24 protein-coding genes are annotated in these 23,746 nt (G+C 69.1%); 6 read left to right on the forward strand and 18 right to left on the reverse strand.

Annotation, left to right across the window (positions count from 1 at the left end):
- Positions 1 to 4 precede the first annotated feature (4 nt).
- The gene (locus tag ACWCXX_RS12495; RefSeq protein ID WP_451126302.1) at positions 5 to 304 is read right to left on the reverse strand and encodes a hypothetical protein; all 300 of its coding nucleotides are present in this window, start codon (positions 302 to 304) and stop codon (positions 5 to 7) included.
- A 349-nt stretch (positions 305 to 653) separates the two neighbouring features.
- On the opposite strand from ACWCXX_RS12495, the gene ACWCXX_RS12500 reads away from it, so the two are divergent.
- A complete protein-coding gene (locus ACWCXX_RS12500; protein WP_451126303.1) occupies positions 654 to 1,370 on the forward strand; it encodes a DUF899 domain-containing protein in 717 nt (238 codons plus the stop codon).
- Here the strand turns inward: ACWCXX_RS12500 and ACWCXX_RS12505 are convergent.
- Complete coding sequence (locus ACWCXX_RS12505; protein WP_451126304.1) at positions 1,283 to 1,609, reverse strand: hypothetical protein; 327 nt, start codon at positions 1,607 to 1,609, stop codon at positions 1,283 to 1,285. The two genes, ACWCXX_RS12500 and ACWCXX_RS12505, sit on opposite strands and share 88 nt — an antisense overlap.
- Before the next feature lie 142 nt (positions 1,610 to 1,751).
- Positions 1,752 to 2,138: an ATP-binding protein gene (locus tag ACWCXX_RS12510; protein WP_451126305.1), complete on the reverse strand. Its 387-nt coding sequence runs from the start codon at positions 2,136 to 2,138 to the stop codon at positions 1,752 to 1,754.
- Positions 2,139 to 2,594: 456 nt separating this feature from the next.
- Between ACWCXX_RS12510 and ACWCXX_RS12515 the strand changes: the two genes are divergently transcribed.
- Together ACWCXX_RS12515 and ACWCXX_RS12520 are read left to right on the forward strand one after the other, a co-directional pair.
- On the forward strand, positions 2,595 to 3,446 hold the full coding sequence (locus ACWCXX_RS12515; protein WP_451126306.1) for a helix-turn-helix domain-containing protein: 852 nt from the start codon (positions 2,595 to 2,597) through the stop codon (positions 3,444 to 3,446).
- 11 nt (positions 3,447 to 3,457) lie between these two features.
- Positions 3,458 to 3,649 carry a hypothetical protein gene (locus tag ACWCXX_RS12520; protein ID WP_451126307.1) on the forward strand — a complete coding sequence of 64 codons (192 nt, stop codon included), beginning with the start codon at positions 3,458 to 3,460 and terminating at the stop codon, positions 3,647 to 3,649.
- Between the two features lie 80 nt (positions 3,650 to 3,729).
- Here the strand turns inward: ACWCXX_RS12520 and ACWCXX_RS12525 are convergent, their stop codons facing one another.
- From ACWCXX_RS12525 to ACWCXX_RS12590, 14 genes are all read right to left on the reverse strand, one after another.
- Positions 3,730 to 4,365: an OmpA family protein gene (locus tag ACWCXX_RS12525; protein ID WP_451126308.1), complete on the reverse strand. Its 636-nt coding sequence runs from the start codon at positions 4,363 to 4,365 to the stop codon at positions 3,730 to 3,732.
- A gap of 23 nt (positions 4,366 to 4,388) precedes the next feature.
- Positions 4,389 to 5,003 carry a hypothetical protein gene (locus tag ACWCXX_RS12530; RefSeq protein ID WP_451126309.1) on the reverse strand — a complete coding sequence of 205 codons (615 nt, stop codon included), beginning with the start codon at positions 5,001 to 5,003 and terminating at the stop codon, positions 4,389 to 4,391.
- Positions 5,004 to 5,034: 31 nt separating this feature from the next.
- Positions 5,035 to 5,643 carry a pilus assembly protein TadG-related protein gene (locus ACWCXX_RS12535; protein WP_451126310.1) on the reverse strand — a complete coding sequence of 203 codons (609 nt, stop codon included), beginning with the start codon at positions 5,641 to 5,643 and terminating at the stop codon, positions 5,035 to 5,037.
- On the reverse strand, positions 5,643 to 5,873 hold the full coding sequence (locus tag ACWCXX_RS12540; protein ID WP_451126311.1) for a hypothetical protein: 231 nt from the start codon (positions 5,871 to 5,873) through the stop codon (positions 5,643 to 5,645). The genes ACWCXX_RS12535 and ACWCXX_RS12540 overlap by 1 nt, the downstream gene beginning before the upstream one ends.
- Positions 5,874 to 6,118: 245 nt before the next feature.
- A complete protein-coding gene (locus tag ACWCXX_RS12545; protein ID WP_451126312.1) occupies positions 6,119 to 7,228 on the reverse strand; it encodes a response regulator in 1,110 nt (369 codons plus the stop codon).
- 52 nt (positions 7,229 to 7,280) lie between these two features.
- Complete coding sequence (locus tag ACWCXX_RS12550; RefSeq protein ID WP_451126313.1) at positions 7,281 to 8,597, reverse strand: sensor histidine kinase; 1,317 nt, start codon at positions 8,595 to 8,597, stop codon at positions 7,281 to 7,283.
- Between the two features lie 51 nt (positions 8,598 to 8,648).
- Entirely contained in the window at positions 8,649 to 9,536 is an 888-nt protein-coding gene (locus ACWCXX_RS12555) for a DUF5936 domain-containing protein (RefSeq protein WP_451126314.1), read from the reverse strand.
- Between the two features lie 14 nt (positions 9,537 to 9,550).
- Entirely contained in the window at positions 9,551 to 10,489 is a 939-nt protein-coding gene (locus tag ACWCXX_RS12560; protein ID WP_451126315.1) for a type II secretion system F family protein, read from the reverse strand.
- Positions 10,490 to 10,499: 10 nt separating this feature from the next.
- On the reverse strand, positions 10,500 to 11,837 hold the full coding sequence (locus tag ACWCXX_RS12565; protein ID WP_451126316.1) for a CpaF family protein: 1,338 nt from the start codon (positions 11,835 to 11,837) through the stop codon (positions 10,500 to 10,502).
- Between the two features lie 58 nt (positions 11,838 to 11,895).
- Positions 11,896 to 12,294, reverse strand: a complete 399-nt coding sequence (locus tag ACWCXX_RS12570) for a TadE family protein (RefSeq protein WP_451126317.1) — start codon at positions 12,292 to 12,294, stop codon at positions 11,896 to 11,898.
- On the reverse strand, positions 12,291 to 12,683 hold the full coding sequence (locus ACWCXX_RS12575; protein ID WP_451126318.1) for a TadE family protein: 393 nt from the start codon (positions 12,681 to 12,683) through the stop codon (positions 12,291 to 12,293). The genes ACWCXX_RS12570 and ACWCXX_RS12575 overlap by 4 nt, the downstream gene beginning before the upstream one ends.
- A gap of 126 nt (positions 12,684 to 12,809) precedes the next feature.
- Positions 12,810 to 14,090: an AAA family ATPase gene (locus tag ACWCXX_RS12580; RefSeq protein ID WP_451126319.1), complete on the reverse strand. Its 1,281-nt coding sequence runs from the start codon at positions 14,088 to 14,090 to the stop codon at positions 12,810 to 12,812.
- Between the two features lie 7 nt (positions 14,091 to 14,097).
- On the reverse strand, positions 14,098 to 14,805 hold the full coding sequence (cpaB, locus tag ACWCXX_RS12585) for a Flp pilus assembly protein CpaB (protein ID WP_451126320.1): 708 nt from the start codon (positions 14,803 to 14,805) through the stop codon (positions 14,098 to 14,100).
- 75 nt (positions 14,806 to 14,880) lie between these two features.
- Entirely contained in the window at positions 14,881 to 15,747 is an 867-nt protein-coding gene (locus tag ACWCXX_RS12590; RefSeq protein WP_451126321.1) for a hypothetical protein, read from the reverse strand.
- A gap of 737 nt (positions 15,748 to 16,484) precedes the next feature.
- Here ACWCXX_RS12590 and ACWCXX_RS12595 point away from each other — a divergent pair.
- Both ACWCXX_RS12595 and ACWCXX_RS12600 read left to right on the forward strand, forming a co-directional pair.
- Positions 16,485 to 18,221 carry a chitinase gene (locus tag ACWCXX_RS12595; RefSeq protein WP_451126322.1) on the forward strand — a complete coding sequence of 579 codons (1,737 nt, stop codon included), beginning with the start codon at positions 16,485 to 16,487 and terminating at the stop codon, positions 18,219 to 18,221.
- Between the two features lie 273 nt (positions 18,222 to 18,494).
- A complete protein-coding gene (locus ACWCXX_RS12600) occupies positions 18,495 to 20,828 on the forward strand; it encodes a serine/threonine-protein kinase (protein ID WP_451126323.1) in 2,334 nt (777 codons plus the stop codon).
- 61 nt (positions 20,829 to 20,889) lie between these two features.
- Here ACWCXX_RS12600 and ACWCXX_RS12605 read toward each other — a convergent pair whose 3' ends face one another.
- Positions 20,890 to 21,141 (reverse strand): hypothetical protein, encoded by a 252-nt coding sequence (locus ACWCXX_RS12605; RefSeq protein ID WP_451126324.1) that lies wholly within the window; start codon positions 21,139 to 21,141, stop codon positions 20,890 to 20,892.
- A gap of 605 nt (positions 21,142 to 21,746) precedes the next feature.
- On the opposite strand from ACWCXX_RS12605, the gene ACWCXX_RS12610 reads away from it, so the two are divergent.
- The gene (locus ACWCXX_RS12610; protein ID WP_451126325.1) at positions 21,747 to 23,705 is read left to right on the forward strand and encodes a protein kinase domain-containing protein; all 1,959 of its coding nucleotides are present in this window, start codon (positions 21,747 to 21,749) and stop codon (positions 23,703 to 23,705) included.
- The last annotated feature ends 41 nt before the right edge of the window (positions 23,706 to 23,746 follow it).

Raw genomic sequence — 23,746 nt, forward strand, 5'->3', positions numbered from 1 at the left:
GCGCTCAGTAGGCCACGAAACTCAGGTATTCACCCGCCTCGAAGCCCCGCAACGTGCCCAGGCCCCACGCCCCTCCAGTACAGTCCGCGCTTTTGTACGCGATGACCTGGGTGACATCGCTCCACCCGACGAGGAGGGTCGCGGTCGAGGGGAACGCGGTGCACTCGCCGTCAGGGTCGGGGAAGTTCGCAACCGGTGTGAGCTGGTCGGCGTCGACAGTGTAGAAGGTCAGGCCCGTCTCGTCCGGTTCGGATGCCGCTGCGGCCGGATTCGCCGTGATGAGCACGGCCGCGGCTGCGGCCACGCCGACGGTGGTACGTAGAGCCCTCATCCGCATGATGTCTCCTCAGAATCCCGGAACCAGTGGTTGAAGTTTGAAAGGTGACGGAACGGGGCGCAACCCCCTCCCTGATGCACCCGACAGCCACCCCGACACGGCCCACCGAGCCAACGCCCTCACCTCCACCGGCACCCGGCGGGGGGCTTCGGCCACGCACTCGCGCTGCCCAGGACCGCCTCCCTCGCCGCCCAGCCGACGGAGTCGGTCACCGCCTCGGCGTGACCGGCCCGGATGGGTGAGCGATGAGTTCCGGGCCCCGGCCCGGTCTATCCCTGTGTCAGTGACAGCCGCACCCGAACTCTGCGAGGGGACCATGACCACCCACCCACTGCCGCCCGTCGTCGACGCCGCCACCTGGGAGCGCCGGCTCCGGACGCTGCGTGCCAGGGAGAAAGCCGCGACACGGGAGCTGGACGCCATCGCCGCCGAGCGCCGTCGCCTACCGATGGTGGAGATGCCCGACTACACCCTCGAAGGCGAGGACGGACCGGTCCGGCTGGTGGACGTCTTCGACGGCAAGCGGCAGCTGATCGTCTACAACCACATGTGGTTTCCCGGCAAGGAGTGGCAGTGCCCGGGTTGCACGGGCTTCACCGCGCAGTTCACCCGTCTGGAGTTCCTGAACGGCTACGACGCACGTTTCGTCGTCGTCACCCAGGGGCCGATCGACGAGGCGCTCGCGTACAAGCGACGGGTCGGAAACCGGATGACCTGGTACTCGACCGCCGACAGCTCCTTCGGGACCGATGTCGGCGCGCCGCCCGGGGGAGAGTTCGCGGTGAACGTGTTCCTGCGCGACGGGGACACCGTCCACCGCACCTGGCACACCAGCGGCCGGGGTGTCGAGCAGCTCACGCACACCTTCGCGCTCATCGACCTCCTGCCGTACGGGCGGCAGGAGGAATGGCAGGACTCGCCCGAAGGGTGGCCGCAGTCCCCCGCCTACAGTCGGTGGCCGAGGTCCCAGGACATCGCCGCGCTGTACGGCGCGGGCACCGACGGGACCGAACGGCCGCGGCAAGGCCGGTGACCGTGCGGGCCTGTCGCCGCGAAGCCGTAGCCGGCCCAGTAGTTCTCGGTGACCCGTCGGCGTACGTCCTCGGGGAAGGAGTTGTGGGACGACGCGGTGACGGTGACGCCCGTGGCCGGGCCGTCGAACTGCTCGGGCAGCAGACAGCTGACGACGGACTTCCCGCCGATCCACCGGGCGTGGGCCGCGCTGAGCGGCGGCCCCAGGAAGGAGCGGCTCGCTACGGCCGTCCGAGCCACACTCTTGCATGCACCACCTACCTTGGCAGCTGATGCCTCGGTGACGCGGAAGGCCGCGCTGAAGGCGTCACCGCACACCGACGCCCCCTGCCACCAACCGATGAGCGGCTGCCCGCCCATTCCCACCCGCCCCTCGCACTTCTCAACGGGGCAGCTGCACCCATGACTTGGTGCCGCCCCACGGCGGCTTCGCCTCGCCGGAGCCCCACTCCCCGCCCCAGTCGTCCACGACGGCCGCCAGCAGCCAGAGCGCCCGGCGCCGCCGCGTCTCGCAGAGCGCGGCGACATCGGGCCGATCGTGCCGCGGATGCTGGTCCCAGACCAGAATCCGGACCGCGTCGTCCCGGTGGCGCAGGGACACGTAGAGCTCCTTTCCCGGGCTGTTCCGGACGCTGACGGCAACCAACTCGTCCACGACGTGCGTCGCGGGCCAGACGTACCGCGCAAGCCCATGCACCTCCAGCGCGGCGGCAACCGCCGTACGCCCGATGAAGGGACTGCGGGCATCACCCGGCAGCGTGAAACTCATCCCGAACCCGCGCCGGGAGGTTCCTTCCTCCGGGCGTGGGCGGGAGCGGAGGTGCGGCCGTGGAGCGGCCCGAGGGTACAGAACCGGCGCACCTCCCCCTGCGACGGCCGGACAGAGCGAGGTGGTCGAAACCGAGCGCATGACTGACTCCCCTGGTACGGGTGGCGAGTTGACGTTGTCTCTTCGCGTGGGCGCGCACGAGTGGCTCACGTTGTTGTGTCGCGGACGAGCAGTGGCCTGTCTCCTTGACGCGAAACCACCCATCCCGGGGCAGGAGGCTGCGAGCAGGACCGCGCGAGGCACTTCCGACTCGTCGACATCGTGTGAGCGGTGCGCCACTTAACGTAGCTCAGAGAGGGCAAATTTACCCTCATTGCCAGAGAAAAGAACCCTTTCGTGACAGCTGGGTGCACACAGGCGGCAGACTGCCGGTTACCGCACGCGGAAAGGAACGGCATGGCAGCAAGGACGTCCCCTACCGAACGTCAGAAGCGACTCGGCGCCGAACTGCGGAAAATGCGCACGTCAGCTGACGTGTCCGCCGAATTCGCAGCTCGCCTGCTCGGCCTGGACCGGGGCAAGATCTCGAACATCGAGGCCGGTACGCGCCCCATCAGCTCGGACCGTCTGCGCACACTGGCCTGCAACTGCGCCTGCACCGACGAGACATACGTCGACGCGCTGGTCGAGATGGCCCAGCCGGGCGGACGCGGCTGGTGGGAGAGGTACAAGGGCCTCCTGCCTCAGGGGCTGCTCGACATTGCCGAGCTGGAAACGTACGCCGTGCGCATGCGAGCCGCGTACTCCATGCACATTCCCGGCCTCCTCCAGACCTCGGACCACGCCTTGGCCCTCTTCCGCGTGGTGATCCCCCAGCTGCCGGAACGGGAGATCGCACTCCGCCTGGCCCATCGCGTGGAACGCCAGGAGGTCCTGGACGGGAGCACCCCGCCCTCGTACACGGGCATCGTTCACGAAGCCGCGCTCCGTATGCAGTTCGGTGGCCGAACCGTGGCACGCGCCCAGCTCGACCACCTGCTGGAGAAGTCCGAGCAGACGAACATCACGCTGCTGGTCATCCCCTTCGAAGCAGGCGCCTTCCCCGGCGCCGGGCAGACCGTTCTGTACGCGGAGGGGCCGGTTTCCCAACTCGACACCGTGCAGATCGACAACTCCCACGGTCCTCTGTTCGTTCATTCCGAAGCCCAACTTGCCAAATACCGAGCCCACTTGGAGTGGATGGAGAATATTGCGCTGCCACCGGACAAGTCGCGGGACTTCATCCACAACATCGCACGCCAACTCTGAGGAGATGACAGATGCCGGACGTCAACTGGGAAGACGCGTTCTGCGGCGAAGGAAACTCCTGCTACCGGATAGGAACTGATGAGCGGGGCAACAGCTACATCGCCATCGACGGCGCGGAGGATCGTTACCTCACCGACAGCCGCGAAGCGCTCCAGCAGATGATCCGCGACATCAAGGCCGGCAAGGCCGACCACCTGCTGTAGGGGGACGTAGGCGGACCACGACAGGGGCCCGGCACCGCGATGCGCTCGCGGTGCCGGGCCCCTGCTGGTGGCGCGGTTCCTCAGGAAGACGTGCCGCGCGGGAAGGAGACCTCCACGCGCCGGTTCTTCTTCCGGCCTTCTTCCGTGCTGTTGTCGGCGATCGGGTACTGCTCGCCGTAACCACGGATCTCGAAACTGATGCCCGACCCCAGTTCCTTGGCCAGCACCCCGTGCACCGCGTTGGCGCGCTGCTTGGACAGCACGTCGCCGTGGGCCGACGAACCGAGGTTGTCGGTGAAGCCGAAGACGCGCACCTTGGTGGCGTTCTGCTTCTTGATCTCGGCCGCGATGGCCGCGATGCGGGAGTTGGCCGCGGGGCTCAGCTTGGCGCTGTCCTTGCCGAAGAGGACCTCGGACTGGAGCGCGAACTTGACGTTCGCGTTGGTGTCCTCGCGACGCTCCTCACCGCCCTCGTCCTCGATCACCTGGACGATGTCGAGAACCTTGGCGGGGGCGAGCGTGCCGCCCTCGGCCATCTTCAGGTCGGGGTCGTTCGGGTCGAGCTTCACCGGCGGCACCGATGTCGCCTCGGTACCCGGCGGCACACTCGGCCCGTCATCGGCCAGAGCCGCCGAGGCGCCCATGACGGACGTACCGGCCATCAGCACGGCCGCCGCGATGGCCACGCCTGCCCGTTGGATCGGCCTACGCCGCATGCAGGTGTTTGTCATGGCACTCGTCACCCGGAGATCTTCAGCGACGTGGTGGCGAACGTCGGCAGGTTGAAGTCGACCTCCGTCGTCGTGCTGGGCGGCGCCGGGAACTGCATGAACACAGGTACCGACGCGCCCGGCTGGACAGCGGACATCCCGGCCGTGCACAGGCAACGGCCATCGGTGTCCCGGAGGATGTAGTAACGCTTCTTCCCTGCCTTGTCCACGAGCGTCGCGCCACCGACGGAGTTCAGGTTCTTGCTGACGATGGCGACTTCGCTTCCGGCCCAGGCGGACGGGTTGACGGCGGTCTGGCCCTGGTTCTTCAACTCTCCCTGAACCGTGACGAAACCGCCGGAATCCCGCTTCACCTGGTTGATGACCAGCAGCATGCCCTTGTCGCCCCTGGCCTCGGCGAGCTTCACATTCGGGTCCACGTTCTCCCCGGCCGCGGTGTCCTCCTGCTTCTTCCCCTTGTCCCCCTCGGGGGATTCCGGGGTTGCAGGAGAGGACGGCGAGCCGGGGTCCTTCGCCCCTCCGCCGTCATCGGCACCGCAGCCGGTGACGGCCAGGGTCAGTGCCGCCGCCATCGAGACGGCAGCCACCACCCTTCGGGACTTGATGGAGCGCCGAATGCTCATCGCTTCTGATTCCTTTACTCGTCGTTCGCTATCAGCTGTCGACCAGGTGCACGTCAAAGAGAATCTTGCTCACCTGAGACCAGGGCGGGGGGCTCTCCGTGCTGATCGTGAGCATTTCGCCTCCCCGGCACGAGAAGAAGTACACGTCCTGGATGCCGTCATCGGTGTAGTCCACGGACTTCCAGCTGGGGCAGCGCCACTCGATGACGGCAGTGGCATGTCCGTTCGCGAACTTCTTCTTCATCCCGGGAACCACCGACGCACCGACAGGCTTGAGGGTCTTGATGTCGACCCTGATCTTGTCGCGCTCGCCGCCGGGCATGGCGACGCAGCTGGTGACCTTTGCGTCGTTCTCCGCAGCCAGTGAATGAGCTGCGGGGCACCCCGTAACCGCGTGCCCCCGCAGGAACGCGTCCAGCATGCTCGTGGGAAGCGAAGCGAGGAACGGGCCCTCGAACTGCTCACGGGACTTCTGAGCGGCAGCCAGTGCGGCGGCGTCCGCCGCCCCCTGGCCCCCATTGCGCAAGGCCGCGGCCTTGCCGACGGTAAAGAAGGCAAACGCGAGGAAGAGCAGGCCCGCCACCATCACTACATAGATGGGGAAAGCCTGCCCTGCCTCGCCGCGAAGCTTCGCGATCATTAGCCGGCCTTGATCTGCGACACCAGGTCGGAGATCTTGCTGGAGATCGAGCTGCCGATCCCGGAGGCCGCGATCGCACCGATGATCGCCACGACCACCAGGATGATGCCCAGGTACTCGAACGCCGTCTGGCCGCGGTCCTTGGCCTCGTAGCGCTTCTTGACGGCGCTGACGGCGGTGTTGGCCCAGCCGTTGATGCGAACGGCGGTCTTCAGGGTGATGTCCGACATGGTGTTCCCCTCCGGGTTCGGCCGACCGGTAGTCGGCCGACTCGCACGTTTCCTGGGTGTCGCCCGCGGTACCGGCTTCCTCCTGGCCGGTGCCGCTGGCGACATGAGAAACATACGGCGGCGTGCCCCGCTCGCCGGAGGGTCCCAGGGCCCATTCCCGGGCCCAAAGCGTCAGTTGGGTCTGCGAGCCCGACGCACGGCGCCAGGGCCCACACCCCGCCACACTCCTGTTCGCACTGTCCCGCTCAGCCACGGCGCCCACCGGCCTCACGAACTCCGCTGCCCGCAGAGGGGGCCGTGCCGAGCCAGCGGGCGATGGCCTCGCTGCGGCTCGCACTGTGCAACTTGGTGAAGATGCGATTGATGTGGTTCTTGACCGTCTTCTCGCTGATGAAGCAGGTGGCGGCGATCTGCTGATTGCTCATGCCGGACGCGATCAGCTCCATGACCTCCACCTCCCGTGAACTCAACCCGTACTGCTGCCTGTTGAGCGCTGCCCCCGGTTCCCCGGTCATGGAAGACTGTGCCACAACCGGTTGCAGATGCGAAAGACCTTGCGGTGTTCGAACAGGTCGCGGCGCAGGTGGAGCCGGTTCCGGCTTGGGTGCGTGTGCAGGCGCACCGTGTTGCTGAACGGAACTCGGGGCGTGGTCGTCGTAGCGGGCCCCCTGGTAGGGAACGCCTGTGGTCAGTGCCGTTCCGAGCCCCTCGGGAAGCGGGCGCGACTGCGGTCCCGGGCCTTGGCGCATGTGGGCGAGGAGGGCGTTGGCCGCGGTGGCGGTGAAGTGGGCGCGGCCGTCCTTCGTGTCGCGCACGGCCTGCACCAGCTGGTCGGCCGTGAACTCGCCGTGGACCAGATAGCCGCAGGCGCCCAGGCGCAACGCCTCGTGGACGATCTCGTTCTCGCGGCTGTAGGTCAGCATCATCACGGGTGCCACCCGCACGAGGTGGGGCAGCGCGGAGATGCCGTCGACACCGGGCATCCGGACGTCGAGCAGGACGACGTCCGGGCGGTGCTGGACGGCCATGTCGTAGGCCTGGCGACCGTCCGTGGCCTCTGCGACGACTTCGATGTCCTCGCGGCCGGAGAGCAGGACGCCGAGGCCGGCCCGGACCACGGGGTTGTCGTCGGCGACGACGACCCGCAGGGCACCGGCCACCGGTCGGCTCAGCGCCGCCGGGAAGGGGGGCAGGGACTCGGATGCCGCGGGCTGCTGGGAGACGGGTTCATGGACGGGGAACGCGGAAGAGCCGGTCTCCGAGGTGAGCGGGGTGACGTGCGAGGACGTGTGCTGGGACGCGTGGTTCTGCGCGGCCCAGTCCTGGCCCGACGCGCGGGAGACGTCGTCCGGCATCTGCGACCTCCTCTCAAGGGTCTATGGGGGGTGAGGGTGGAGTACGGACGGTTCATTCGGGTTGCTCCGCGCCGGGGGCGGCGAGCAGAGCGGCGATCGGGAGTTCCAGGCGCACCTCGGTGCCCTTGGCCGCCTGTCCCTTTCCGATCCGGATGCGGGCGCCGATGGACGCGGCGCGTTCGACCATGCCGACCAGGCCGAAGTGCCCGGCGTGCCGGAGGTCGTCGAGCGTCGTGCCCGGCGGCAGACCGCGCCCGTCGTCGTACACGCTGACGCGCAGGACATCGCCCTTCACGCCTGCGAGCACGACGAGGTAGGTGGGGTGTGCGTGACGGTGGGCGTTCTCCATCGCCTCGGAGGCGATGGTGAGCAGCTGGCGGGCGACGACCTGGGGGACGTGCGGTATCGGTGCGTCGTTGAGGAGCCGGAAGGTGGCGGTGAGTTCGTGCCGTCGGGTGAAGTCCTCGGCACGGGCCTTGAGTTCGCGTACGACGTCCACTCCGCCGTCGAGGCCGGACTCGCGGCGCAGGTCGGAGAGCAGTTCGCGGGACTCGGCGGCGGCGCGGCGGGCGGCGCGGGCGACCAGTTCGGCCTGGTGCCTGACGGTGAGCGGGTCCATCCGGTCGGAGGATGCCGCCAGGCCGTCGGCCGCCAGCGCCAGGCCGTGCAGGGTCTTGGCCACCGAGTCGTGCATCTCCCGGGCGAGGCGCGCGCGCTCGCCCTCCACCGCCTCGCTGACGGCGAGCCGCGCCTTCGTCTCGGTGAGAGCCTGGCTGGCGGTACCGAAGCGGAGCAGGAGGTTGCGCAGGGTGACGCCGACCGCCCCGGCGATCACACAGAAGCCCGGCAGGAGGAACACCGTCGCATTGGCGGGTTCCATGTTCGGGTCGGTGTTGTACACGCCGATGACGATCGCGGTCTGGAGTGCCGCGAAGACCGCCGCGCCCCGCCAGCCGTAGACCAGCCCGGCCAGCAGGGGGGTGCACACGGTGACGTAGGCGAGGGTGGACTCCAGCGAGGCGGTGACCAGCAGCAGGGCGCCGAAGAAGGCGTCTATGCCGAGCAGCCAGGGGTAGCGCAGCAGGACCGGGCCGAAGCGCTCCCAGTCACGGAACAGGACGTACGAGCCCATGAACGTGACGAGGATGGCCGAGCCGATCAGCCATGAGGCCAGGCCCGACGCGGTGTGGCCGATCGCGAACGGGGTGGCTATGGCGATCATGGCGAGCCGGAAGCCGAAGACCTGGCGGCACATCGCCTGGAGGGCGTTCAGCTGGATCGCGAACGCCGGCCGTGAGCCGGGATCGGCGATCGCCTGGCGCACCTCTGCGTTCAGCGCGTTCTGGAAGCTGCCGATCTGGAACGCCACGGGCCCGTCACCTCCCTCCGCCTGTTCTGCCCACCGTCCGCCCCGTTCACGTCATCCGCCCATGAGGGTGCTGAAGTCGACGTTGACCCCGTAGACGAAGCCGACCGTCAGCATCACCAGCGTGCCGGGCAGCAGGAACGTGGTGACGGCGAAGGTCGCCTTGGGGACGGCCCTGGCCGCCTTCCGGCGGGCGTTCTGGGCGTCCGTGCGCCGCATGTCGTTGGCGATCTGGATCAGCGTCTCGACGATCGGCGCACCGAGCTCCTCGCCCTGCTGGAGCGTGGTCACGAACATCGCGACCTGCTCCGAGTCGTTGCGCTTGCGCAGCTGCTCGAACGCCTCGCGGCGGCTGACTCCCATGTCCATCTGGCGCAGGGTGATGCGCAGTTCGTCGGCCCAGGGGCCCTCGTACTTGTCGGCGACCCGGGCCAGCGCCTGCCGGAAACCGAGGCCGGCCGACACGACGACGGCGAGGACGTCGAGGAAGTCGGGGAGGGTCCGGTCGATGTGGTCACGCCGGATGCGGACCGCGGACCAGATGCCGACCTCGACCCAGAACAGTCCGAAGGCGATCAGTACCAGCGAGAGGAAGATCTGCCCACGGATGATCATGCTGAAGGCGCCGAGCGCGCCGAGCGCGCCGTAGACGGCGCGGCGGGCGGCGTAGCGGTCGATGGTCAGACCGCCCGGGTTGCCCGCCATGTCGATCTGACGGCGCTTCTTGTTCACGGCCTTGGGGCCCATCATCCGCAGGACCGCGGGGGCCCAGCGCATGCCGAGGCGGTCGATGCCGGAGCCCACCGCGCTGGTGCGGGTGGAGCCGACCTCCAGCGCGATCGCGAGGTCGCCGGGAAGTTTCGCGTCACGGCGGTACATGCGTATGCCCGCGATGGCGCCGAAGACCGCGAGACCTACGACACCTGCCAACAACAGATCCATGTGCGCGCCGCCCTTCAGACGTCGATCTTGGAGAGGCGGCGGATCACGATGAATCCGATCGCGTACAGGGCAAGGGAGACGATCACCGCGACCTGACCGAAGAACGCCCCGGTCATGCGGTCGAGGGCGCCGGGCATGACCGCGTTCATCAGGAGCATGGCGCCCAGGCCGAAAGCGGGAACGGCATAGGCCGTGACCGTCACCTGGGAGAGCTGCGTCTTGACCTCTCGGCGGGTCTCCTTGCGCTCCTCCAGGGTCTCGGTGAGGTTGCGCAGCGAGCTGACGACCGTACCGCCGGCCCGGTTGGACAGGACGAGGGTGGTGACGAGGACGACGAGTTCGCGGGAGGGCAGCCGGTCGGTCAGCTCGCTCATCGCGTCCTCGAGGGATTCACCGACGGCGAGACGGCGGGAAACCCGTGCCAGTTCCTCGCCCGCCGGGTCCTCCATCTCGTCCGCCGCCATGCCGATCGACGTGCGCAGCGCCAGGCCGGCCTGGGTGGCGTTGGCGAGGATGCGGGCGAGTTCGGGGAGCTGGTTGATAAAGTGCTCGGTGCGCTTGGTCCGCTGCCAGTTCAGGAAGGCGTTGGTGCCCCAGAGGCCGATGAGGGCGGCGACCGGGCCGAAGAAGCTGGCGAGCATGGACGAGGCGATCATCCAGAGTCCGGCCAGGGCGACGGTCGCGTAGACGAAGAACTCGCCCGGCGTGATGTCGAGGCCGGTGGCGGCCAGCTTCAGTTCGAGCTTCCGGCCCAGGCCGGTCTTCCGCAACCGGCTGTCCAGCGCCCGGAACCGGCGGCGACGGCCGGTCTCCGGGATGTGGCCGGTGTGCGAGAGCCGGTCCACCAGGGCGTCCCGGTCGGCCTTGCCACCGGAGTAGGCGTGCAGGCCCATCACGCCCGTGACGCCGGCGAGCAGCGTCACGCCGATGGTGAGAAGGGGAAGATTCGTCATGGCGCGTTACCTAGTTGGCCTCTCGGGTGGCGAGCTGTTCGGCGGATTCGGCGACCCCGAAGGCCTGCGGGATGGGCTGGCTGGCCATGTAGAGACGCTCGGCGATCTTGCGCGGAATCGGAAGGTACGAGAACTCGCCGTTGATGCGTCCTTCGGCGTCCATCGGCCGGGCATTGAACTTCGCGACGGTCACGATGCGGTAGGGGTCGCGCCCGTGCGAGTCGAGGACGGCGATCTCGGTGATCTTCCGGGAACCGTCGGCGTGCCGGGTGAGCTGGACGATCACGTCGACGGCGCTGTTGATCTGGTCGTGCAGCGCCTCGAAGGGGATCTCGATCTCGGACATCGACGCCAGGGTCTGCAGACGCATCAGCGCGTCCTCGGCGTTGTTGGCGTGGACCGTGGCGAGCGAGCCGTCGTGACCGGTCGACATCGCCTGGAGCATGTCGAGCGACTCGCCGCCACGGACCTCACCGACGACGATGCGGTCGGGACGCATACGCAGGGAGTTGCGGACCAGGTCACGGATGGTGATCTGGCCCTTGCCCTCGACGTTCGCCGGCCGGGACTCCAGCCGGATGACGTGGCTCTGCTGGAGCTGGAGTTCGGCGGAGTCCTCGATGGTGACGATGCGCTCGCTGTTGGGGATGAGCCCGGAGAGCGCGTTGAGGAGCGTCGTCTTCCCGGTACCGGTGGCCCCGGAGACGATGACGTTCAGCTTGGCCTGGACGAGTCCGGACAGCAGGATCAGCATCTGCTCGTCGAGCGAGCCGACATTGATCATTTCCTGGAGCGTGAAGGCCCTCGGGAACCGTCGGATGGTGAGCGTCGCGCCGGTCAGCGACAGCGGCGGGATGATCACGTTGACACGCTCACCACTGGGTAGACGCGCGTCGACCATGGGGTTCGACTCGTCCACACGCCGGTTGACCGTCGACACGATGCGCTCGATGGTCTGCATCAGCTGCTCATGCGAGCTGAAGCGCATGGGCAGCTGTTCGACCTTGCCGCTGCGCTCCACGAAGATCTGGTCCGGCCCGTTCACCATGATTTCGGTGATGGACGCGTCTTCGAGGAGCGGTTCCAGGATGCCGAGACCGAGCGCCTCGTCGACGACCCGGCGGATCAGCTGAGTGCGCTCGACCGTCGAGAGAACCGGTCCCTCGCGGCTGATGATGTGGCTGAGTACGCGCTCCAGCCTCGCTCGCCGGTCTGCGGCGGCGAGCGAGGACATCTCGGCCAGGTCGATCTCTTCGAGCAGCTTGGCGCGGTAGGTGGCCACCATGTGGCTGTCCTCCCGCGCCCCGCCGTTCTTCTCGGGGGCGGTCATGCGTGCCCGCAGACTCATTGCATAACTCCTCGTTCAGAAAAACTGCGGTGCCCCGGCCGTGCGGTGCGGGCGCCGGTCAGCCTTTCGGCATGGTGGAACTGCGCTCGGCCCAGCCCCAGTCGTCGATGCCGGGCACGACGGAGGGGATCCTCACGCGGGTGGTGTACGTCACTTCGTCGGATCCGCCGTTGCGGCGGAACTTCGCGTTCTTGTGGCTGCCGAGCCAGTCGCTCATCGCCTCGCGGCCCGCCCCCTCGGCATCTCCCCAGCTCATGTCCTGGGAGGCGGTTCGCGCCGCCGCACGGGCGCCGGTACCCGCCTGGTTGGCGGCGTAGGCGGCGACTCCCACCTGGATCGCGAAGAGCCCCACCAGGAGCAGAAGCGGGATGAAGCCCATGTACTCGATGGCGACCTGGCCACGCTCCTTGCGGGAGACTGTGCCCTTCCGGTCCGTTGTGCGTGCGCGCATGCTCATCGCTTGGCCTCCAGCGGCGACGCGGCGTTGCCCTCGACGGTCATCGGCCAGTTGAGTACGCCGGGCACCAGGACCGGCACCCGCAGCTGCACGGTGGCCTTGTACAGCCCGGACGAGGAACTGCACCTGGTCCGCTTCATCGACTCCCGCCAGACCTTCGGCAGGTCTTCCTCGGCCGCGTCCCGGCACGCCTGCCCGCGCATGCTCTGCGCGATGCCTCCCGCGTGTGCCGCCTGGTCCGCGGAGTTCCCCGCCAGGGAGAACGTGTAGCCGATCAGCGCGCACTGCCAGAGCGCGATCATCAGCAGGATGATCAGCGGTGTGACGCCCAGGAACTCGATCGCGGTCTGCCCCCGGTCGCGCCCGCGGCCGGACAGGCCGCCATGCATGCGGCCCCGCATCAAGCCCCGCGCGGTATTTCGTTCCGGACCCCGCGCCGGGGAAGGGTCACCGTGGTGCCTTCCCCGGGTCTCCGTGTCTCTCGTCTCGGTGATTGCCATTGGTCAACTTGCCCCCTAGGTCGTCGTCCGGTTCCGGGAATCGCTGTCACGCCGGCGCCCGATCGAGCCCCGGTCGTTCTTGAACTTCGCGCCGTTCTTCGCGCCGTTCTTTTCCGCCTTCTCAGGAACCTTGACGATGCCCAGCTCTCCCGCAAGGGCCCAGAGGGCCTGTTTGACCGTGCTCTTGGAATCGAGTTCGTGCAGCCGGCCTGCGTCGACGACGCTCTGGAGCTCCTTGAAGTTCGCGGGAACGGCCGTGTCGGCCGTCCTGGTTCCGGTGATCTTCTCGATCAGCTGCGGCTGGATCTCGGTGTTGCGGATGAAGCGGTTGACGAGGGTGACCGTCTCCTCCGCCTTGCGGATCTGGAGCCGGTCCCACATCCGTACGACCCGCTTGGCGCCGCGCACCGCGATCACGTCGGGCGTGGTGACCAGCAGCGAGGTGTCCGCCATCTCGATGGCCGCCGCGTTGGCGCCGTTCAACTGGCTGCCGCAGTCGATCACCACGACCTCGTTGCGCGAGCGCAGGGCGCTGACGATCTGCCGGGCCGAGCGGTCGGTGACCTCCTCGGCGCTCTCACCCTCGCTGGGGGCGAGCAGCAGCGACAGGCCGGTGTCGTGGCTGAACACGGCGTCGGCCAGGACGCGCGGCGAGATGTCGGTGATCGACGACAGGTCGACGATGGAGCGCCGGAACTGCACGTCGAGGTACGAGCCGATGTCACCGGCCTGGAGGTCCATGTCGACCAGGGCGACGGTGCGCCCGGACGCCTGGGCCGCCAGGGCCAGCTGCACGGCGGTGACGGTGGCGCCCACGCCGCCCTTGGCGCCGCTGACGGTGACGACCGTACCGCCGGGTCCGGTGAAGACGTCGTTGCCGGTGGACAGGTGGCGGCGGACGCCGACGGACCACTGGGCCGCGGATTGAACCCTGTTGGCCAGTTCTTCGTAGCTAAGAGGGAGGGTGACGATGCCTCGTGCGCCCGACTCCATCGCGGACGAGAACAGACCGGGGGTGACATCGGCGGTGATCAGCACGACCCCGATGGCGGGGAAGCGGAGGGAGACCTCCCGGATCAGTTCCAGTGCCGGCACCGGCCCGATGCGCTCATGGACCAGTACGACCTCGGGCAGATCTTCGAGCGATTCACCGGCGAGCCGGGCGAGGGTGTCGATGAGCTGGGTCGAATCACTGACCGGGGCGGCCGGCTCCGCTTCGGGGAGCTGGCTGAGCAGGGTGGTGACGGATCTGGCCGCGTCGACGTCACCGACGGCCGGGAGGATCCTCGTGGTCATTCGATCCTCACTTGTCCTTGTCGAGCGTGTAGGTGCGGTCGCCCGGACGGATGGTGCTGTCGCTGCCGGAGGCCAGGAGCGCGAGGCGTACGTGCTCCGCGAAGGACTCGGCGTAGGCGATGCGCTGGGTGTCGAGCGTGTTGAGCGCGAAGGTGATCGGGACGGCCTCGGTGCCCATGTTGGACTTGCCGTCGGTGCGGGGCTCCAGGGCGGTCAGCTTGCCGACGTCCAGCACCTTGGCGTTGGAGACGATGACCTTCGACTGGGAGGGGTCGCCGTCGCGCTCACCGGCGAAGGTGGCGTAGATGTTGACGGTGGCGCCGGGGGTGATCTTGCCCGCGACACCGGTCGCGGCGTCGATCATGATGGCGATCTCCTGCTCACCGGGCTGCAGCTCGGGGCGGCGCTGCATCATGTCGGACTGGAGCAGCGATCCCTTGCGCAGCTGGGTGACGGCGATCTTGCCGTTGACCTCGGAGAGGTCCGTCACCGCGTTGGTGGACAGCCAGCGCTTGGGCATCGAGATCTTCTCGAACTGTCCGGCGGACAGGGCGGTGTAGGGGGCCACGTCGGACTTCAGCTGGTAGGCCGAGATCTCCGGCCCCACCTTGGAGTTGACGTCGCTGATGACCGAGAGCACGCCGGCGAAGGCGCCGAAGGCGCACAGAACCGACAAAAGCAGGAGTATCACGCCGCGGCGCTGACGGGAGTTCATGGGCCGGACAACCTCGTTCGATTCGGATGCTTGGGGCAGCGGACGGAAGGGCGTCTACGGAGGAAAGCGGAAGCGCTAGGACTGCGGTGGTGCGAGCGCTTCATGGCTGAGGACACCGGCTGGGTGCATTCGGTTCTCGGCCGCGGACAGCGGGGAGGAGCAGAACCCGCAGCGATCACCGATGAGTTCCATTCCGCACCAGTGGCAGTTCTCTCGGCGTACGGAGGCCACCAGCTGGTACAGGACGGAGAGGTCTGGCAGATAAGCGGCGAATTCCACCAGTTTTCCGGTTCCCCACCAGGCCGGGGAAGCGGACGGGAGTGCGGCCTCGTGGACGGACTGGACCTTCCACGCGGGCGCGAGAGTCTCCTTCACCCACTCGGACTGCGACTGCCCCTTGGCGGTCATCAGATGAGTGGCGAATTCGGGTCCGGTCGGAGGATCCGTCTTGGGACCGACCTTGACGAGCTGCGGCTCGGGCGCCGCGACCACGGCGAACTGGGAGCCGGGCACCCAGGACTTGGCGTGCGTCCTGAGGTCGACCGGGACCCGGTCGAACTTGGCGACCGAGTGCAGCAGGGCGCCCGCGTGGATGTAGTGCGCCAGCAGCCGGGCGGCGGAGGCGACCACTCCCGGGCTGAAGTCGCAGATGGACAACTGGCGCAACTGCCGTACGAGCACGGCCACGCCCAGCGGCGGCAGGTCCACCTTCACCAGGGCGATGCGGTCGCTCTCCAGAACCGCGCGGACGGAGTAGAGCCGACGCTCGTGGGCGGCCGAGATGCCGGTCGGATAGACGGCGACGACATAGCCGTGCTGTTCGAGCAGCACGTGCATGTCACCGATGGCCATCTCCAGGGCCTGGGCGTCCGGAGCCTGCAGCAGGGCGGCTGTCGGCGTCTGCTGATCGGTCGGAGGTAGTACCAGGTCAGCACTGGTCACTGCTATTGCGGTCGGCACGCTGTTCCCCGTTTCGGCTCCGACCGACGCCGGTCATGACGTCGGTCGCAATCGCTCCTGCTCCGCGGTTCTGCCTCAGCACTTTATCCACGTCCTACCTGGCAGAGAACACTTTTCGGAGCCCAGTCCGACAACGTGTGCGAGACGCCCCTGTAACGCCGCGGTGCTAAATCGGATCAAATCGAAAACCGTCAACTTCTGTACAACTGCGGAGGGTTACCGGTACACCTTCCGGTTACCCGGCTCAGGAATTCATCGCCGCAGGTCAAGGCGGTCGCGGAAGCTTTCGCGCCCCCTCCGCCGAGGGGTGGTTCGTCACTGTCCGGACTCTCCCGGCGCTTCACCCGCACGAGGTTACGGGGGTGCAACAAAACGTCAATCCACAGGCTGGAGCGGGCCCCTGCGGGACACCTCCGGGGGTATTCGCGGACCGCCGCAAGACACCTGCGGGGGTATTCGCGAGCACCCGGTGGACCCCTTCCGGAACAGCCGGGCGAACGACCGGACGAGCACGCTCACCGCACCTCCCATTGCCAGAGGTCTTGACAACTCGATTGGTCTGGACCAGTTTTGTCGGCCAGCGGTGGCCACCGTTCATCGACTCCGTATCCCCTTCATCTGCCCGTCGCCCCCCGGACGTCCCGAAGTACCGCCGGTCCCCCGCCGGCTCGCCCCCAGGTACCCCGGCAGGCATCCCCGACTCCCCACGGAGGCAGCAAGTGGAACCTTCCCCCGTCAACGGCCGCAGAATCCGCAGGCGTTACAACCGCCCGCTCGTCGGCGCCGCCGCGGCCGTCCTCGCGGCCGGTGCGCTGACCGCCACGGGTCTGGTGGGCAGTGCCGAGGCCGCCGACATCAACGTCGCCAAGAACGCGGGCTTCGAGTCCGGCCTCGCCAACTGGTCCTGCACCGGCGGCACCGCCACCACCGTCTCCTCCCCGGTGCACGGCGGCACCGCCGCGCTCAAGGCCACCCCGTCCGGCCAGGGCACCGCCCAGTGCACCCAGGCCGTGGCCGTGAAGCCCGACTCGACGTACACGCTCAGCTCCTGGGTGCAGGGCGGTTACGCGTACCTCGGCGCGAGCGGCACCGGAACCACCGACGTGTCCACCTGGTCCCCCGGCTCCGGCAACTGGACCCAACTGACCACCAGCTTCCGGACCGGCCCGAACACCACCTCGGTCAACGTCTACACGCACGGCTGGTACGGCCAGGCCGCCTATCTGGTGGACGACGTGTCCGTCAGCGGCCCCGACGGCGGTGGCGGCACCGACCCCGAGCCCGGGATCCCCGCCGCGCCCGCCGGTCTCGCCGCCGGCACGACCACGTCCTCCTCCGTGTCCCTGTCCTGGAACGCGGTGCCCGGTGCGACCGGCTACACCGTCTACCGGGACGGCGCGAAGGCGACCACGACCACCGGGACCTCGGCGACGGTCACGGGACTGGCCGCCGACACCGCGTACCAGTTCACGGTGACCGCCACCAACGCGGCCGGCGAGTCCGCCAAGTCCGCCGCGGTCGGCGCCCGCACCGCCAAGGAGGGCGGCGGCGAGCCCGGCCCCGGCACCTCGGTGCCCAAGCACGCGGTGACCGGTTACTGGCAGAACTTCAACAACGGCGCGACGGTGCAGAAGCTCAGCGACGTGCCCGCGAACTACGACATCATCGCGGTCTCCTTCGCCGACGCCACCAGCACGCCGGGCGCCGTCACCTTCAACCTGGACACCGCCGGGCTGAACGGCTACACCGTCGACCAGTTCAAGGCCGACATCAAGGCGAAGCAGGCGGCCGGGAAGAACGTCATCATCTCGGTCGGCGGCGAGAAGGGGACCATCTCGGTCAACAGCGACGCCTCCGCGGCCAACTTCGCCGACTCGGTCCACTCGCTCATCCAGGAGTACGGCTTCAACGGCGTCGACATCGACCTGGAGAACGGCCTCAACTCCACGTACATGTCGAAGGCGCTGCGCTCGCTGTCGCAGAAGGTCGGCCCCGGCCTCGTCATCACGATGGCCCCGCAGACCATCGACATGCAGTCCACCTCGGGCGAGTACTTCAAGACGGCGCTCAACGTCAAGGACATCCTGACCGTCGTCAACACGCAGTACTACAACAGCGGTTCGATGCTGGGCTGCGACGGCAAGGTCTACTCGCAGGGCTCGGTGGACTTCCTCACCGCGCTCGCCTGCATCCAGTTGGAGGGCGGCCTCGACCCGTCGCAGGTCGGCCTGGGCGTGCCCGCCTCCACCAGCGGCGCGGGCAGCGGCTACGTCCCGCCGTCGGTCGTCAACGCGGCCCTGGACTGCCTGACCGCCGGCACCAACTGCGGCTCCTTCAAGCCCGCCAAGACCTACCCGGGGCTGCGCGGGGCGATGGCCTGGTCGACCAACTGGGACGCCAAGTCGGGCAACGCCTGGTCGAACGCGGTGGGCCCGCACGTGCACGGCCTGCCGTAACCGACGGCCCGCACCCGTCACCGCTGCCGCCGCCGCCCGGCAGCAGCGGTGACCGCGGCCCGGCACTCCATGACCAGTAGCGCCGCCGCTCCCCCGGCGGCGCTGCTGCATGTCGCGGGGGCCACGCTCCGGTTCCGGGGACCGGGCCGGCAGCCGGGCCGGGCATGTCGCGGACCGGCAACAGAGTGCCGGGACTTCCCCCGTTCCATGGCTGTTCGGGCGCGCGCGTGGCACCGTTGTGGGGCGCGAAAGTGGTGCGACAGGGGGAATGACATGGCCGCGGCTCGGGTGCGGGCACTGGACACGGACGATCCGACGGTTCTCGGGCCGTACCGGCTGATCGGACGGCTGGCGTCCGGCGGCATGGGACGGATCTATCTGGCCCACGACGGCGAGCGCGGCGGCCGGGGTCTCGTCGCGGTGAAGACACTGCTGGCCGAGGGGCACGTCAGCGACATCGACCGGCGACGCTTCGCCCGCGAGGTGAAGCTCGCCCAGCGTATCGACAGCGCGTACACGGCGCGGGTGCGAAAGGCCGACCCGGACGCCGAGCGGCCCTGGATGGCCATCGACTACATCGCCGCCCCCTCGCTCTCCGAACTCGTCCGCACCTGCGGGGTGTTACCCGCGTCGGCGGTACGGTGGATCGCCGCCGGCACGGCCGAGGCCCTGGTCACCCTCCACCGCGAGGGCATCGTCCACCGCGACGTGAAACCACAGAACGTACTGCTGCCCCTGGACGGCCCCCGGGTCATCGACTTCGGCATCTCGCACGCCAGTGACCTCACGCTCACCGGCCTCACCCTCGGCACGATCGCCTTCACCTCGCCCGAGCAGGCACGCGGCGAGGCGTCGACGACCGCGTCCGACGTGTACTCGCTGGGCGCGACGCTGTTCCTGCTCGCCACCGGGCGCCCGCCCTACAGCACGGACGGCGACACCCTGCGGCTGCTGGCCCGCGTCCAGCGCGGCGAACTCGACCTCGACGGACTGCCAAAGGAACTCGTAGCGACGATCCGCCCCTGCCTGGCCGCCGACCCCGCCGAACGCCCCGCGCCCGCCCAGTTGCTCGCCCGGTTCCGCAAGGACCAGGCCGGGTTGCCCACGGCCCGCGGCGGCGCCCGTTGGCTGCCGCCGCGCTGGACGGGACTGATCGGGGAGTACGCGGCCCAGGGCGAGGAACTCGCGAACGACCGCCCCGCAGGCCCGACGGCTCCGGCCGACGACCGCACGGCCGTGGTGCCGCCGCCCCGTCCGACGATGGTCTACACGGAGGAGCGCAGGGCCCGCGCCGCCCGCGCCCGCGCCCGCCGCGAAAGCGCCCGCACCCGTCAGGAGCTCGCGGCGCTCTCGGAGCTGGCGGAGCGGCAGCGGGCGGAACAGGCCGAACAGGAGCGGGCGGAACGCGAACGCGCCGAGGCCGCACGCCGGGAGGCCCTGCAGCGGGAGGAACAGCGGGCCGAACGGGAGGCGCGCGCCGAACGCGCAGCCCGTGCCGAGCGCGAACGGGCCGAAGCCGCACGCCAGGAGGCCCAACGGGCCGAACGCGCGGCACGCGCCGAACGGGAACGGGCCGAAGCCGCACGCCAGGAAGCCGCACGGGCGGCGCGGGCCGCACGAGAAGCGCGGGCCGCACGGGCGGCGCGCGCCGAGCAGGAAGCACGGGCCGAACGGGAAGCGCGGGCCGAACGGGAACGCGCCGCGGCGGCCCGAGCACGCCGGGCCGCCGCATCGGCATCGGCACCCGCATCCGCCTCGGCCTCGGCCTCGGCCAACCGTTCGCCGTCGCCTCCCCGGCCGGCCGGGTCCACGAGCGGTTCCGGGGGCTGGAAGTGGCTGATCATTCCGGTCGTCCTCGTCGCGCTCCTGTTCTGGCAGCCCTGGAACTCGACGGGGAAGGGCAACGGCGGGTCCGCGTCCGACACCACCACGTCCGGCACGGTCACCTCCGGCAGCGGCCTCGACACCCATTCCGACGAGACCACCGGCACGGACGACAACGAGAACGCCGACGACTCCACGAGTTCCACGGACGACTCGGACAGCGACGACAGCGACGAACCCTCGGAGACACCCACCCCGACGCCGACACCCACGCCGACCCCCACCCCGGACGCCATCGACCGGGCGTTCCGCGCGGTCAGCGCCGGTGACTGCCTCAACGTGTACAACGACGGGCACGGCAACATGAGCGCCAAGCGCCCGGTCCGGGTGAACTGCAGGGCCTGGAACGCCTACATGCACGTCAACCGGGTCACCTCCAGTTCCGGGGAGACCAGCGGCTGCGACCAGGGACAGGGCTTCACCTGGTGGCACAAGTCGGGTGTGGACGGGATCGAGAGAACGCTCTGCCTGGACCGGGTGTTCCAGGTGGGTCAGTGCTTCCCCGCCCAGGTCCAGGGAGCCGTCAACGCCGACCTGACGGTGGTACTGGCCTGCAACTCGTCGACCGTCCCCCGGGCCGGCCAGTCGATCCTCCGGATCACCGGGTATTACCGGGCCCCCGCGCCGGGCACCAAGTGGACGTGCCCGGCGGGGAGCGGGGAGCGGTTCTGGTACTGGCAGGTGAACAAGGGCAAGAGCATCATCTGCGCCTCGGCGGCCTGATCCGCCCCACCCTGCCCTGCCCCGCCCCGGCCCGGCCCGGGGCAGGTCGGGCCCGGTCGGATCAGGCGGCGACGGGCGGCTCCGGGTCCTGTTGTGCCTGCTGTACCTGTTGCGCCTGCCGTACCGGGGCCGGATCTTCGTCCCTCGCCCGGGGCGACGGCTCGGTCCCCCTCAGGCGCAGCCACGCCTCGCGCGTTCGTCCTGCCGAGTCGAGGACGTCCGGAATCTGGTCGAGCAGCCCTTTCAGGCTGAACAAGACGATCGAGAACACCCCGGCCACGGCGAGAATGGTGATGATGGTGGCGTCGTCCACGGTTCAAACCTTTCGGAAACGGGTTTGAACCGGGCACGCAGGGGGCTCGATCCAAACCAGACGGGTTCGGGTCGAGACACCTGCGCCGACGCGATACGCGGATGTTCTCGGAGGTGCGTCCCTCTCGGGGGCGCCGTGCAGTGAGATTCAAGATCTACAAGTAAAAGTATGTATACAAGTCGCGCCGTCCAAGCCGATCCGCCTGCGCGTCTCGGGTGCCTCGCACCCCGGGCCCATCAGGTCTGGACGGTCCCGATCTCCTCGATGGGGTGATCGGGTTCGCGTTTCATTAGAAAAAACACAAGTAAATAAGTACAAGTTCAAGCAAATATGCATGAGTTCAGCGATCTCACTAATCTCACTCGGTTTCGACTGTACCACCGGGTCCTGCACCGTCAAATGCAACACAGCACCCCTGCACGGGAGTTGATGCAACGGGCAGCGGGACGGACACGACTGCTCGCACGGGCCTCGGGCCCCGGACGGTACGGGTCCGGCCTGTCCCGGACCGTCCGCACGCTGTCCGGGACAGCCGGAACCGTGGTCCCGCGGGGGGCCGCGTGCCACCGTGGTGGGAGCGCGGTGGTGCGACAGGGGGAATGGCAATGGCTGGGGCGCGGGTTCAGGCGCTGAGCGGGGACGATCCGGCGGTTCTCGGGCCGTACCGGCTGATCGGACGGCTGGCGTCCGGCGGCATGGGGCGGATCTATCTGGCCCTGGGCCCCGCACGGGGCGGCGGGCGGGATGCCGGGGAACTCGTCGCGGTGAAGACGCTGTTGGCCGAGGGACGGGTCGGCGACGTCGACCGGCGGCGTTTCGCCCGCGAGGTGAAGCTCGCCCAGCGGATCGACAGCGCGTACACGGCGCGGGTGCGGGAGGCCGACCCGGACGCCGAGCGGCCCTGGATGGCCATCGACTACATCGCCGCGCCCCCGCTCTCCGAACTCGTCCGCACCTGCGGGGTGTTGCCCGCGTCGGCCGTGCGGTGGGCGGCGGCCGGTACGGCGGAGGCCCTGGTCACCCTCCACCGCGAGGGCATCGTCCACCGCGACGTGAAACCACAGAACGTACTGCTGCCCCTGGACGGCCCCCGGGTCATCGACTTCGGCATCTCGCACGCCGACGACCTCACCCGTACCAGCCTGACGCTGGGCACGATCGCCTTCACCTCGCCCGAGCAGGCGCGCGGCGAGGCATCGACGACCGCGTCCGACGTGTACTCGCTGGGCGCGACGCTGTTCCTGCTGGCGACCGGGCGTCCGCCCTACGCCGCGGACGGCGACACCCTGCGGCTGCTGGCCCGCGTCCAGCGCGGCGAACTCGACCTCGACGGACTGCCGAAGGAACTCGTAGCGACGATCCGCCCCTGCCTGGCCGCCGACCCCGCCGAACGGCCCGCACCGGCCGAACTGCTCGCCCGGTTCCGCGAGGACCAGGCCGGGCTGCCCACCACGCGCAGCGGGAACCGCTGGCTGCCGCCGCGCTGGACGGCACTGATCGGGGAGTACGCGGCCCAGGGCCGGGAGCTGGCCCGCGCGAACCGGATCGCCCCGGACGCCCCGACCGTGGATCAGCGCACGAGCGTGGTACCGCCGCCGAACCCCACCCGGATGTACACGGCGGAGCGCGAGGCGCAGCTGCGGGAGCGCAAGCGGGCCGCGCGGGAGCGGGAACGCGCCGCGAAGGAGCACGAGCGCGCCGAGCGGGAACGCGCCGAGAAACGGGCGGAACGCGAACGCGCACGAAAGGAACAAAAGGAACGAGCGGAGAAAGAACGCACGGAGAAGGAACGGGCCGAGCGGGAGCGGGCTGCGAAGGAACGGAACGCACGGCGTGCCCGCGCCATGTCGTCCTCGGCCCGCCCCAAGCCCGAGCCCTCATCCGCACCGGCCCCCGAGTCGACGGCGAAGAAGTCCTCCAGCGATGCCTGGATGCTCATCCCGCTCGCCATCCTCGTCCTTTTCTTCTGGCAGCCCTGGAAAACGGACGACACCGGCACCTCGGCCACCGGCAGCACCTACGGCTCCACGGCGAACCGGAGCTGGACGCCGACACCCACCCCGACCGCCAACGCCATGGACCGGGCGTTCCGATCCGTGCGCAGCGGCCAATGCCTCAACGCCTACGCCGACGGGTACGGCAAGTGGAACTCCACGGTGCCCCTCCTGGTCGACTGCGACTCCGCCAACGCGTACGTCCACGTCACCCGCGCCTACTCGACCGGCGGCACCCCCGACCCCTGCCCTTCCGGGAACGGCCGTGGCAGGTGGTACCACCGGGCGAACGACGGCATGAACACGACGCTGTGCGTGACCCGTCAGTTCCGCAAGGGCCAGTGCTTCCCCGCCGACCTCGACGGCAACGGCAACGCCGATCTGCTGGTGGTCTGGAGCTGCAACGCCGACAAGGTGCCCGTCGCGGGCCAGTCGATCGCACAGATCACCGGCTACTACCGGGCGCCCAAGTCGTACCGGGGCCAGATCTGCCCGGCGAACGGCGGGCAGCGCTACTGGTACTGGAAGGTGGACGACAACAAGAACATCGTCTGCGTCAGCCAGGCCTGAGCCACCGGGGTTCGGAGGCCAGGGGAGCAGGCGGCCGGGCA

This window comes from Streptomyces sp. NPDC001732 (assembly GCF_053596315.1).